This window comes from Arthrobacter sp. DMZ02-1R (assembly GCF_057747935.1).
The window spans coordinates 338,674-350,839 of the sequence record NZ_CM173230.1 but is presented as its reverse complement, the minus strand read 5'-3'; the positions used below and the strand labels follow the sequence as shown (position 1 = coordinate 350,839).

Sequence of the window (12,166 nt, the reverse complement as noted above, 5' to 3'; positions counted from 1 at the left end):
GGCAATAAAGAGCCGCGACTGCGTTCCCGCACGTTCACGAGCATGGGCACTGTGGTGAGCCTGGCCGTCCCTGTTGGTCCGGCGACCGCTCCCCAAGCTGCGGTGGACGAGCTCGAGGCGGCCATCGCCGTCGTCGAGCAGTTGTTCAACGGGCTGGATCGGACGTTTAGTCTCTACCGTCCCGACTCCGAGGCGAGCGCGATGGCCCGGGGCGAGCTGGTCCTGACGGATGCCTCAGCGGACATGCGCCAGCTGTATGTCCAGGCCTCGGAGTGGCGCACGCTCACCGAAGGTACGTTCACAGCGGAACGGCCCGACGGCGTCGTGGACTTGGCGGGGATCGTCAAGGGACATGCGATACGGGAAGCCGGAACGTCGCTGCTCGCACTGGGCCTGAAGGACTGGTGCCTCAATGCGGGTGGGGATGTGCTGGTGGACGGTTCGCCGACACCGGGCAGCGCGCGTCCGTGGCTGGCGGGGATTGTCGACCCGGCGGATCGGACGACGCTCCTGACCGCGTTTCCGCTTGTCAGCAACAAGCGAGCGCTGGCAACCTCCGGAACCAGCGAACGCGGCCACCACATTTGGTCAGCAGGCCTTCAAACCGAGCGCGCCGAGGGGTTCCGGCAAGTTTCCGTCGCGGCGGCCGATATCGTCACAGCCGATGTCCTGGCCACCGCCATCATGGCCGGCGGCGCCCGGACCCTCGCGCTGGCCACCTCCCGCTGGGACGTGGACGTGCTCGCCGTGAAGAACGACGGCGGACTGCTCGCCACGCCGGGATTCAGGAACCCCGCTGCTAGGGCCGGGTGAGCTGCGGGTACTTCGGGCTCAGGCCGTCGCCCGACGATTTGCCCGTAACGCGGCGGACGACCCACGGGGCAGCGTGTTCGCGGGCCCACCGCGCGTTGGCACGCAAAGCTTCCACCCGAGCAAGCTGGGGTTGAGGGACAGGTGAGGGCACCTCAAGGGAACCTTCGTGTTCCAGGACTGCCAAGACGCGGTTGGCCATGTTGATGTGGCCAGCAGTGGACATGTGCATTCGGTCCTGCGCCCACATGTGCCAGTCGTGGTATTCGCTGAAGCGCCAATAGTCCACCAGCAGCGCACCATGGTTTTCGGCGATTTCCCGCAGCAATTCGTTGTAGATCGCGGTGCGTCCGCGCATGGTACCGAAAACCTTGGAACTGCGGGCGTCGAAACCGGTAAAGAGAAGCATCGTGGCGCCGGTGGCGCTTAGCTTCTCGATGCCGGCTTCGTAGTCGGCCATGAGCCTGTCGATGTCCACCTTGGGCCGGAAGATGTCGTTCGCCCCGGCGTACAGGGTCACCAGCGTCGGTTGAAGCGCGACGGCGGCGTCCACCTGTTCTGCCATGACTTGCCGGAGCTTCTTGCCGCGGATTGCCAGGTTGGCGTAGCCGAAATTGTTGTTGCTTTGGGCCAGCTGATGGGCAACGAGGTCCGCCCATCCCCTGACTCCGTTGGGGCGTGAGGGGTCGGCGTCGCCAAGCCCTTCGGTGAACGAGTCTCCCAACGCCACATACCGGGCAGAAAAATCCATGGCGCCAGTCTTTCATTAGTGCGGGGCGGCCGTCACCCAGCGGCTCGCAGCTAGCGTTCGCGCAGCTCAGCGTTCGCGCAGGATCCAGTGATCGTCGTCCAGTCGCGCCACGATCTTCTCGCCGATCCGCGCCAGGTCCGCGACGTCGTCGTCGGTCATGGCATCCAACATCAACGAGCGGACGGCATCCACATGCCCCGGAGCGAGGGACACGATAGTGTCCATGCCCGCGTCCGTCAGGTGCGCCACGGTGACGCGGGCATCGCCCGGGTGCGCCTCGCGCTCCACCCAGCCGCGCCTCTGCAGCTTGGTGACGACGTGCGACAGCCTGGACAGCGACGCGCTGGTGCGTGCCGCGAGCTCACTCATCGGGAGGAACCGCCCATCCGCTTCGGACAGCATGGCGAGCACGTTGTAGTCGAACAGCGACAATTTGCCGGCCGCTTGCAGCTGGGTGTCCAGGGCTGCGGGCAGGAGGGTGTTGATACTCAGGAGGGCCAGCCAGGCACGGCGTTCGTCGGCATTGAGCCAGCGCGGTTCGGTCATGGATTCATCTTAGAAGGAAATTAATACTTGACACTTCAACTTAAGGTCATTATTGTTTTAGTTGAAGCTTCAAGTAAATGAACATGAACCAACCATGAGCAATCGAGCAAAGGAAACAACAATGGCTGACATCACCATCATCGGCACCGGCAACATGGCATCCGGCATTGCGGCCCGCGCGGCTGTGGCAGGCAAGAGCGTCCAGGTCCTCAGCCGCGACGCAAGCTCAGCTGCTGCGCTTGCTGCGACGGTCAACGGAACCTCCGGCATCACGGGATCCGCGGTGGAAGGCAGCATCGTGGTGCTGGCCACTCCGTTCGACGCCTCCAAGGCAGTCCTTTCTTCCTATCGATCAGCGCTCAACGGGAAGACGATCGTGGACATCTCCAACCCCGTCAACTTCGAAACCTTCGATTCCCTCACTGTCCCCGCTGGAACCTCTGCAGCCGAAGAACTCCAGGCCCTGGTCCCAGGCGCGTCGGTAGTCAAGGCGTTCAACACCGTCTTCGCGGCCACCCTCGCTGACGGCGAAGTGAGCGGCCAGACCCTCGACGTGCTGGTGGCGGGCGACGACACCGAGGCGACAGCCGCCGTCGTCGACTTCGTCAAAGGTGCCGGGCTGCGCCCGGTGAACGTCGGGCCGCTGCGCCGCTCGCGTGAGCTCGAAGCCTTCCAGCTGCTCGTTATGACCCTGCAGATCAGCGAAGCCCACCCCGACTACAACTGGAACTCCGCGGTCAAGCTCCTGCCGTAGGGCGTTGCGGTTTCGGAGGGCGGCCCCCGTTTGGCCGCCCTCCGCGTTGTAGGCTGGCGGCATGTTCGTCGTTTCACTGACATACAAGGTTCCCGACGAGATCGTCGACTTCCACCGCCCCGCGCACATGGATTGGGTCAAAGAAGCGTTCGACGCCGGCACTTTCCTTGCATCCGGACGGCGCGTTCCGGCGATCGGCGGTGTGCTGTTGTCCAACGTTGACCGTGCGACGCTGGACGCTTCCTTGGCGACGGACCCGTTCTATGTCAACGGGGTAGCCGACTTCGAGATCATCGAATTCACGGTGACCACGGCGTCCACAGAGTACGAAAACCTGCTGGACTAGCCTGGCTGCGGTTCCGGGGCGTCACGCAGAGCACATTTTTGGCGCCGCGCCTAAGCGAGAACGCCGGAAATTCGCTGGTAAGATGCCCGCCCATCCCCAAAAAGATGTCAGGCGTGACGCTGCCGCACCTCAAAGCCGGACTGGTTGAGGGAACATCCCCAGGCGCTCCGGCAAGACCACCGGCATGAGTGCGGGCCAGCGGGCACTGAGGTGATCCCCGCTCGAAACTCCCCTGAAACGGCGCGAGAGCCACGGTGCCACATCGCGCCTGAGCCACGCGACGTCGTCGGCCACGATCTCGGCGCGGCTCCGCGGCTGAAGGGCCCCGAGCACCGGTGAGCCGAGCGAATGGGTGGCACCCAAAACTTCCAAGACCTTCTTCGCCATGTATTCGTGTCCGATTCCGGACATGTGCAGCCGGTCCGGAGCCCACATCCGGCGGTCCTGGTACTTTTCGAAGCACCAGTGGTCCACCAGAAGTGTTCCGTAGGCTGCGGAAATGCGCCGGATGTGCTTGTTGAAAACGGCCGTGCGGAGCTTGAGCGGTTCCAACACTGGCGAGAGCGGCACGTTGTACTCAGTGAAAAGCAGGATTTTGGCACCGCTCTCCGCGATCCTGGCAACGGCGTCCTCGAATCCGCCGATCAGGGCGCGCATGTCAAGCCGTGCACCGAGGAGATCGTTACCGCCGGCGTGGAAACTGACCAGTGTGGGAGCCATGCCAAGCGCGGGCTTGAGTTGTTTCTCCACGATCTGTTTGAGCCGCAGCCCGCGGAGGGCCAAGTTGGCGTACTGCGTCCGCGGCTGGTGCCTGGCCAGTTCCTCGGCGACGCGATCGGCCCAGCCGCGGCAATCGTTGGGAAGGCGAAGGTCGGCATCGCCGACCCCTTCCGTGAAGGAATCCCCGACGGCGACGAATCGCGGCATATGCGTGGTCATGGTCATGTCCCCCCGTTGTTTTGAGCGGCGCTTTGGCGTTCCGCGAGTTTCCGCAGCCCCGCCTTCCGCGGAACTTTCACCAACTCCGGCCAACGTGGGCTCAGCATGTCCCCGAGTGTGACGCCGCGGAGCTTCCGGCCGAACAGCGGGAGGACCCACTCGTTTACCCAGCGGCGCTGACGACGTTCCCAATCGCGCAGCTTGAGGCGCTGCGGCGGTTCCCAATCCTTGGGAGAGAACTTATGCGGCACGCCGAGGTGATCCAGGACCTGCGCCGCCATGTATTTGTGTCCCGCTTTGGACATGTGGAGGCGGTCCGAGGCCCACATTCGGCGGTCGTGGTAGGCGTCAAGGCACCAATAGTCCACCAGCACGGCCCCGTACTTGGCCGCCAATTCGCGGACGCGTTCGTTGTAGAGGGCGTGCCGCTTCTTGAAGGGTTCCAGCACAGCGGAGACCTTGACGTCGTACCCCGTGAACAGGACCAGCGTGGCTCCTGTCGCTGCCAGGCGCGCTACGAGCTTTTCGTATTCGGCCATGAGCTGGTCCATATCTGTGCCGAAGTCCAAGATGTCGTTGCCGCCGGCATAGAGAGTGACGAGCGTGGGCTCCATGGCCAAGGCCCGGTCCAACTGTTCCTCAACGATATGGCGGAGTCGCTTGCTCCGGACGGCAAGGTTGGCGTACTCCCAGCCAGGTTCAGCCTTGGCCAGTTTCTCGGCCACGCGGTCGGCCCAGCCCCGGACGCCGTTCGGGAGCGTCTTGTTCCGGTCCCCCACGCCCTCGGTGAAGGAATCGCCCAAGGCAACAAACCGCCGTCGTCCGTTCTGGTCAGCATGAAGCAGGTTCCCAGCCACCACGCCAGCCTAACCCCGCCCGGTTGCCCGCCGGCAAAGCCCAGGTTAATTCGACGCTCGCTCACCTATGAGGCCGTTTGCCGGAACGCTCGCTCATTTGATGATGAGCGAGCGTGCGGGCTAGCGGGCATCAATGCGCAGGGATTTTTGGACACCAAACACGCCGTTTGCGAAGATGACAGGGCGGGTTGATTCAACGAACCGTGCCAAGGCCGTCAAAGCGGCAAGGATCGAGAGGATGAGCATGCGCACTGCACACGTCGTCGCTGCCATGGTTGGCGAGGTGGCCGCGTTGGCCTGCTTTGCAGCTCCCCATGCGTCGGCCATCCCGTTCGGCGGCCCGGGGAACTAACCCCCGCCGTCCCACCCAAGAAGCACAACGAAGGGTTCCTTTGCTGTGCTCCCGGATCGTCAGACGCCAGCGTCCTTCCCCTTTCTGGGGGTCCAAACGATTCGAAAGAACTTCGCCGTGCAGAAAATCACCGCCCAACAAATCCGTTCATCGTTCATCAATGCGAGCCGCTCGGAGGCCGCCAAGCTCAACCTCCCAAAGGACTTCGATTCCCTCGACTTGGAAAACCTCGAGTTCCTTGGTTGGCGCGACTAAAAGATGCCGATGCGGGGCTACCTCGTCCTTCCCCACAACGGATCTCTCACTGGCATCGTGCTCCGGGAGCCCGAAGGTGGGTCCGGCAAGAAACGCTCGGTGCTTTGCGAGTTGTGCCGCGATGTGTTCTCCAAGGACGATGTCTACCTCTGGGTGGCCAAGCGTGCCGGCCAATCGGGTCGTGACGGAAACACCGTGGGGACGTTGATCTGCGCCGAATTCGGCTGCTGCACCAACGTCCGGAAGGAGCCGCCGGCCAATGCAATCAATCCGGACCCGGCCGCCGTCGTCGTTCGCCAGATCGCCGGGCTGCAGTCCCGGACCACCCAGTTCCTGGGTCGGGTCCAAGGAAAGTAGCCGCACAGCGGGATGGACGCTCGCTCACCTGATGTGAGCGAGCGTCCGCCGGAAGGGCCCCAAAGGTGAGCGAGCGTCCGCCGGAAGTGCCCCAAAGGTGAGCGAGCGTCGGAGCTAGCGGAGCACGATGTCCACGGGGTTGGCCTCGGAACGCCATTCACCCGGAACCGCCGGGCCGCCGATCACAGGAGCGGTAAGCACTCCGGAGCGGTTGGTTCGTTTGTCGCGCAGGATTTCGGTGACTGAGCCAAGGTGCCGGGAAAGGTCTATCACGTTCTCAGGCGCGGCCAGCAACAACTGGAAGCCGAACTCGTGCAGCGCCTTGATCCCCGCACCGGCGAATTCCTCCGAGGCCAGAACGAACGCCTCGTCCATCATCACCGTGCCGTAGGTCGTGAATCCCTGCTCGGCGATACCCAGCTGGTAGCTCAGGGCGGCGGCCATGATGAACGCCGTGAATCGCTGCCGCTCCCCGCCGGACATCGAGCCGGTGTCCGCGTGCATGTACACCTCGGTCTTCTTGCCGCCCCGCGGGCCTTGGACGGAGCGATGCTCCTTGCACTGGATGAAAAGATGCCCACGGACATCCAACACCTCTGCGCGCCAACGCCGGTCCTCCGGGGTTTGCGATCCGAGACGCTTGACCAGCGTTTCGAGCGACTTGTAGCGATTGGTGAGTTCGACGTCGTCGTCCGCCTCGGGCGAGGCGCCGGCACCCGCCGCACGGGAGGGCCGCGTGTGACGCGTCTTCAACGCGCTGTGGATGGCGTCCTTGAACTGCTTCGCGGTGGCGGGCAGCGTCTGTTTGATGTCGAGTTCCAGGAAGCTTCCCTCATGGAAATTGACCTCGGACAGGATGCCGTTGAGGGGCAGGATGCGGCTGGTGATGGCGCGGCGTTCCTCGTCGAGCAGGTGCAGAAGCGTGCTGAACGATTCGTGCGTGCGCTGGTTGAAGAACTGCCGGAATTCAGCTTCCTGCGCTGGCAAGCCTTCGCTGACGATCTGGTGATAGCGGGACTCAAACTCGCCCGCTGCGCCGATGGAGGTGCCGTGGTCCGCGGAAATCGCGGTGCCCCATTCGCGCACGAAGCCTTCGAACATGCGCGTCAGCCGCTCGGCCAACGCCTGCCCGCGGGACTCTGCGGCGTGCAGCTCTGCCAAGAGCTTGCTCCGGACTTCCGCAGCCAGGGTATCGAGTTCGTGGAGCTCGCTCACCCCGGCGAATGCGCTGAAGTACGGTTCGAGGGAAGTAACGGTAGTGCCCGACGGCGGCGCCTGGTCGAGGCGGTTGCGCGCGGCATCCAGGAGGGCGTCAGCCGTGGTCATCTGATGGTCGACGGTCTTGTATTCGCTCTGCAAAACCGCCGCCGACCCTGTGGAGGACTGGTGCTTTTCGCGCACGGCCTCGATGTTCGCACGCAGGGGCTCCAAGTCGGCCTGAGCTGCCAACGCATCCTTGAGCCGCTGTTCCATCTTCGCGAGCTCCTCTGAGGCAACTGCTGCCGAGACTTGTTCCCAACCACGTTCGTCGTCGGCAATGCGGCGCAGCGCCTCGAGTTGGCGCGTCATGCCTTGGTGGGAATCCTCGCGGCTTTGAGCGAGTTCGGCGGCCTTCGCAAGCTCGTTTTCGAGCTCGCCGACTTTCGCAGCCACGAGCTCCAGCTTGGAAGCATTGTCGAAACCGAGAACGTAGTCCTGCCGGCTCGTAAAGCGGTCATCCTTCTCGACGGTGTGCCTGTTGCGCTTGACCACACCGCCCAGGCTCAGGCCCTTGTCCAGCTTTGCGAGTTCGTCCGGGTCTTCCACACACGGGTAGGCGAAATCGAGGGCGATCCGCTCGCGGATCCACTCTCCGGCGTCGGCGTTCGCCCCCAAGGTGAGGATGTTCAGCTTCGTTAGCAAGTCGCCGTCGGACACGTCCTCCACAGCCAAAGCGCCGCCCGCGAGCGGTTTGGAGACGTCCACTGCGCGCAGCGCGCCGCGGACGGTGTTGTCGTTGAGGTAGCGCGTGACGGCGGCGAAATGCTCCCCCGGAACCAGGAGCGTCGTGGCCAGGTTCCGCAAAGCACGCTCGGCCGCGGGCCGCCACTGTTCCTCCCCCACCGCGAGGTCGATCAGCTCGCCGCCGAACGGCATGCGGTCCTCGGGGACGCCGGTGGCTGCGGCGATCGCGGCGCGGTTTTCAATGCTCGACGGCGGCAGCAGGGACTTGCGCGTCTTCAGCGAGACAAGCTCCTGCTGGGCCGCGGCGAGTTCGCGCTTCTTGGTTGCGTGGCCGTCGAAGGCTTCGAAGCGAAGTTCCCGCAGCGCTTCGGAATCGTCCTTGAGCTCGGCGGAGCGGCTCGCGGCCTGCTCGTGGGCCTGCTCCCAACCCGCAGCCGTCCACTCAAGGTTCAGCCCGGCGTCGGCCAATGCCTGGCGGGCCGCTTCCTCCACTTGCTGGCGGAGCTTGAGGCCGACACGGGCATTTTCCAGCGACTGCTCGATCGCCGAAATCGCGTTCCCGCCCTGGTTGTTGTAATCCGATTCGAGCTGGCGCAGCTCCTTGGCCAGGGAGTCCCTGATGCCGCGCTCAGCGCTCAGTTCCTTGGCCTTCGCCTGGGCAAGGTCCTTGAAACGAGCCAAAGTCTTGGCGTGGACAGTGACGGAAAGCTGCTGCTTGTAAGCGTCGAATTCCTCGCCACTGAGCTCCCGGAGCCGGTTGGCCTCCAGCAACGACTGGGCATACTCCTTGTTCATTCCCGGCACGGGGGCGAGCTGATCGCGCTGCTGGCGAACGTCCTCCAGCCGCTGCCTGATGGACATGAGGTTGCTGAATTCCTCGACGACGTCGTCCGCGGCAGTCAGCGTCGCGGGTGCGTCGAGCACCTGGTCGCGGAAGAACGTGTTGACGCTGCCGCCGAGGCCCTTGCCCGCCTGGATCACGCGGAGAAGGGGAAGGGCTTGGTCCGAGTTGATACCCAGAAGCCGGCGGAAACGCTCCGCAAAGGCCTTGTGCACATCGAAGATCTGGGCATCCGGGAAAATGGTCTCCAGCGCGCCCTTGGTGAAGCGCTTCTCGGCGATGCCCTCGATCGCCCCGAGGTCCAGGGGCTTGTTGTCAATCACGTAGAACCGGCCGACGCTGGATTCCGTACCGTTCTTGGGCAGGTCGAACAGCGCCGAGATGGTGATCTTGGTGCCGGCCGCGTTGTCGAAGGTCAGTGCGACGGCGGACCACGTGGCACCAGGGCGCTGGAAAGCACTCGCCGAGCCCTCGCCCACGGCCTTGTCGCCCACTTTTCCACGCATGTACGTGAACGTGGTCCTCTTGTCCTCCACAGCCCCGCCAGCCCGTTGCGCGGCAGCCTCGTTGGAGCGCGGCCGGGCATCGAAGACGCGGAGCATGGCATCGAACGACGTCGACTTCCCGACCCCAGAATTGCCCGTGAGGAGCGTGCCGTTGCGGTCCACGTGCATGGTGTGGGCGCCATGGAAAGTGCCCCAGTTGACCACCTGGACCAAGGCAAGGCGCATCTGGCCCGGGTTGGTGAGTTCGCCGATCGGAAGCATGGTTGCGATAGTCACTTGGCTGCCTCCTCGGTTTCGTCAGTTGTGGCTGCGTTTGCCTCCGCGGCGTGTTCCTCACCATTGGTCTCAGCCACCTCGACGTCGGAGACAGGGTCGACGTCGTCATCGGGCGCCTCGGGTGACTCGCCGTCGTCGTCCGTTTCTGTCAGTTCGATCAGGGGTTCGGTGCCTGATTCGTCGGCTGCTACGGCAATCAGTGCTTCGATTTGGGCCGGGATGTCACCGATGTTTTCGAAGGGGAGGGCTAGTGGGAGGGCCTTGGAGATGGCGAAGGTGTCTTCGATGCCCGTCGCCAGGAGAAGTTGGCGGGCCAGGAGCTTGGTGACGGTGCGGTTGACGACGTCGGTGTCGCGGAGGGCGTCTTGTTGGCCGGATGGCTGGTAGTGCGCCACGAGTTCGGCGATTTCTTCGCGGGTGATGACGGGATCGGTCTGGGCCGTGGCGTGGCGGTCCAGGAGGAGCCTCAGTCGCAGCAGCACGATGGTCTCGACACGGCTCAACGCACGCTGTTGGCGAAGGATGCTCGAGCGGGCGCTGCCTCCGATGGCTTCCGGATCAACAGGCCGGAGCACCGCGATCTTCCGTTCGTGGTCAAGCTGAAGGTTCAGGAAGAGCTCCGAGAGCCTGCTGCGGAGGATCACCTGGTTGTCCAGAAGGGTGGTCCAGAGCTTTTCGTCGCGGCCGCCGTCGATGTACGGACCCTTGAGCAGGCGCACGAGGGCTTGACGGACCTTCATGGGCAGCACGCCGGTATCGCCCGGGAACAGCGCCGCGCCGTCAACAAACGTGTCGCGAGGCGTAACGCGGAAAGGATCCGAGTGGACATGTCCATCCTCCGCCGCCGAACCCGCCGTCCAGGAATGCGCATGTCCATCCTGCGAAGCCTCGGACTGGACATGCTGCGTTATGTCCACTCCTTGCTCCGAAGAGAGGGCATGCTCGGTGGGGTGGGCGTCAGTCATCGGAATCCTTAGTCAGGGTCACGAGGGGCAGGTACGCGGTGCGCGTGCTGCCGTCGATTTGTTCAAAGTCGATGTCTTCCCACGCAGCCCGGTCAAACGACGCACCCCTGTGCAGCGCTTCGGACAGGAGGGCGCGGACAGTGTTGATGTGCCGTTCTTCCTCCGGGAGGTTGGTCCAAGCCTCCGCCAGCGTAGCGGCGCCTGCCATGGCGGCGCGGACGACGGCGGGCCTCGCCTTCGCGGAGCGCAGCGACCTGACGCGGTCCGAATCGCTGAAGGCAATGGGATCGGCGAGCTTGGGAGGCGCCGCGAACTCATCCGGATCGAAGAGCTTGACCATGGCGAGCGATTCGAATCCCGCGTTGAACAACACCGGTCCCCGGACCAGGCCGGGACGGTCGCGTTCGTAGGGCATGGAGCGGATCGCTTGCTCGGCCTCGCGCAAGACCTGCCTGAGCCGGACCGACTGACGGATGTCATCGCTTTGGATGTAGTTGTTCAAGCTCTCCGAAAGCCGGCCGTAGATGCGCTGGATCTGGCTGTGCTGCGCACGAAGTTCCGCCACGAGGTTCTTGAGGGTTTCCCGGTCCTCATGGCTGAGGTCGTCGGCAAACTGACGGCTCAACACGTCACCGATCGCCGAACGGAAGCGCAACTGTTGCTGCGGATCCTCAAGGAACGCAGTGAAGGAGCGGAAAGTGCGGCCTTCGGGACTCTGCCGCAAGCGCTTGTCCGCCTCCAGCACCTGCGCCATGGTGGCACCTTTGCTGAGGGATTCCTCGATGATCTGGTTGCGAATCTCACCGACCAGTTCCTCGATGCGGTCGCGCATCTTCTTGTAGTCCGCGGGCAGGCTTGCCGCCAGGTCCAGGATGTTCCCTGCCGCTTCAACGGCTTCTTCGTCATCCAGGAGGCCGTCGAAGTCGCCGGAGCTAATGTCCTCGATCAGCTGCTGACGCTCTTGAATCTCCTCCGAGAGGGACTCCAGGCGGGCGCTTTGGTCCGGATTGGTCTCGTTGGCGAGCTTTTCGACGTCGCCCAACAGCGTTCCGAGCCGGGAACCATTGAGGGTGGAGCGTTCGCTGGAGAGACTATCGAGGAAAGCAAGGACGCGTGCGGCAGCCTCGGTGATTTCGTAGACGATCTGGCCGGACTGGCTACGACGGGTCAGGAACTGCTTGCGGGTCCATTCGTCGGCAAACGCCTTGCCGCTCGCCTGCCCTCCCAGCCCGGGATCCTGCCGCCGGAGCTGCTCAAGGAAGGCGTCGACGTCGGCGTGGAACTCTTCAAGCGGAAGCTGCGGTCTTGTGCGGGTGAAGGACGCTTGGAGCACCGCGATGACCCACGGGGCGGAGCGTGTGAGGGCCCATGCGGGGCCCTTGGTGAGAAGCTCGAGGTCCCTGAGCCGTGCGCTAATGGCATCGGCTGAGGACATTGCTGAGCGGGACACTTACTCTCCTTCAGCTGCCGCGGAACCTGTTGGCAGCGGAAATCCCGAAAACTGCCCCGTACAAGGTTAACGCAGTGTGCGCCGCAACCCTTCCGTGACCTACCTAGCGGTAGGGTTTCGATCGCGTATCAACACGCATGGCGGCCGGTGTTGTTGCTAGCTGAACTGCCGATATCGCCCCTAGTGTCGTCACCAACGACTTCGACATTCCGACGTC

General features: G+C 63.9%; 10 protein-coding genes and 1 pseudogene. 4 read left to right on the top strand and 7 right to left on the bottom strand.

What is annotated here, in order from left to right; translation table 11 throughout:
- Nucleotides 1-42: 42 nt before the first annotated feature.
- The gene (locus tag AC3ANQ_RS01630) at nucleotides 43-813 is read left to right on the top strand and encodes an FAD:protein FMN transferase (protein ID WP_488305237.1); all 771 of its coding nucleotides are present in this window, start codon (nucleotides 43-45) and stop codon (nucleotides 811-813) included.
- Here AC3ANQ_RS01630 and AC3ANQ_RS01625 read toward each other — a convergent pair.
- Nucleotides 800-1,561, bottom strand: coding sequence for an SGNH/GDSL hydrolase family protein (locus AC3ANQ_RS01625; RefSeq protein ID WP_488303503.1), 762 nt, complete (start codon nucleotides 1,559-1,561; stop codon nucleotides 800-802). The two genes, AC3ANQ_RS01630 and AC3ANQ_RS01625, sit on opposite strands and share 14 nt — an antisense overlap.
- A 66-nt stretch (nucleotides 1,562-1,627) precedes the next feature.
- Nucleotides 1,628-2,107 (bottom strand): MarR family winged helix-turn-helix transcriptional regulator, encoded by a 480-nt coding sequence (locus AC3ANQ_RS01620; protein WP_268020097.1) that lies wholly within the window; start codon nucleotides 2,105-2,107, stop codon nucleotides 1,628-1,630.
- Nucleotides 2,108-2,228: 121 nt separating this feature from the next.
- Here AC3ANQ_RS01620 and AC3ANQ_RS01615 point away from each other — a divergent pair, with 121 nt between their 5' ends.
- The gene (locus AC3ANQ_RS01615; protein WP_488303502.1) at nucleotides 2,229-2,861 is read left to right on the top strand and encodes an NADPH-dependent F420 reductase; all 633 of its coding nucleotides are present in this window, start codon (nucleotides 2,229-2,231) and stop codon (nucleotides 2,859-2,861) included.
- A 61-nt stretch (nucleotides 2,862-2,922) separates the two neighbouring features.
- Complete coding sequence (locus AC3ANQ_RS01610; RefSeq protein WP_488303501.1) at nucleotides 2,923-3,207, top strand: YciI family protein; 285 nt, start codon at nucleotides 2,923-2,925, stop codon at nucleotides 3,205-3,207.
- 129 nt (nucleotides 3,208-3,336) lie between these two features.
- On the opposite strand, the gene AC3ANQ_RS01605 is transcribed toward AC3ANQ_RS01610, so the two are convergent.
- Both AC3ANQ_RS01605 and AC3ANQ_RS01600 read right to left on the bottom strand, forming a co-directional pair.
- The gene (locus AC3ANQ_RS01605; RefSeq protein WP_488303500.1) at nucleotides 3,337-4,146 is read right to left on the bottom strand and encodes an SGNH/GDSL hydrolase family protein; all 810 of its coding nucleotides are present in this window, start codon (nucleotides 4,144-4,146) and stop codon (nucleotides 3,337-3,339) included.
- A gap of 2 nt (nucleotides 4,147-4,148) precedes the next feature.
- A complete protein-coding gene (locus tag AC3ANQ_RS01600) occupies nucleotides 4,149-5,003 on the bottom strand; it encodes an SGNH/GDSL hydrolase family protein (RefSeq protein ID WP_488303499.1) in 855 nt (284 codons plus the stop codon).
- 469 nt (nucleotides 5,004-5,472) lie between these two features.
- Here AC3ANQ_RS01600 and AC3ANQ_RS01595 point away from each other — a divergent pair.
- Nucleotides 5,473-5,967, top strand: a pseudogene (locus AC3ANQ_RS01595) (FBP domain-containing protein).
- 114 nt (nucleotides 5,968-6,081) lie between these two features.
- Here the strand turns inward: AC3ANQ_RS01595 and AC3ANQ_RS01590 are convergent.
- Genes AC3ANQ_RS01590 through AC3ANQ_RS01580 form a run of 3 tightly spaced genes read right to left on the bottom strand, consistent with a single transcriptional unit; the run spans nucleotide 6,082 to nucleotide 11,949 of the window.
- Nucleotides 6,082-9,534: an ATP-binding protein gene (locus AC3ANQ_RS01590; RefSeq protein ID WP_488303498.1), complete on the bottom strand. Its 3,453-nt coding sequence runs from the start codon at nucleotides 9,532-9,534 to the stop codon at nucleotides 6,082-6,084.
- Nucleotides 9,531-10,499, bottom strand: coding sequence for a DUF4194 domain-containing protein (locus AC3ANQ_RS01585; protein ID WP_488303497.1), 969 nt, complete (start codon nucleotides 10,497-10,499; stop codon nucleotides 9,531-9,533). The genes AC3ANQ_RS01590 and AC3ANQ_RS01585 overlap by 4 nt, the downstream gene beginning before the upstream one ends.
- Nucleotides 10,492-11,949: a DUF3375 family protein gene (locus tag AC3ANQ_RS01580; RefSeq protein ID WP_488303496.1), complete on the bottom strand. Its 1,458-nt coding sequence runs from the start codon at nucleotides 11,947-11,949 to the stop codon at nucleotides 10,492-10,494. Before AC3ANQ_RS01580 ends, AC3ANQ_RS01585 begins: the two co-directional genes overlap by 8 nt.
- Nucleotides 11,950-12,166 lie beyond the last annotated feature (217 nt).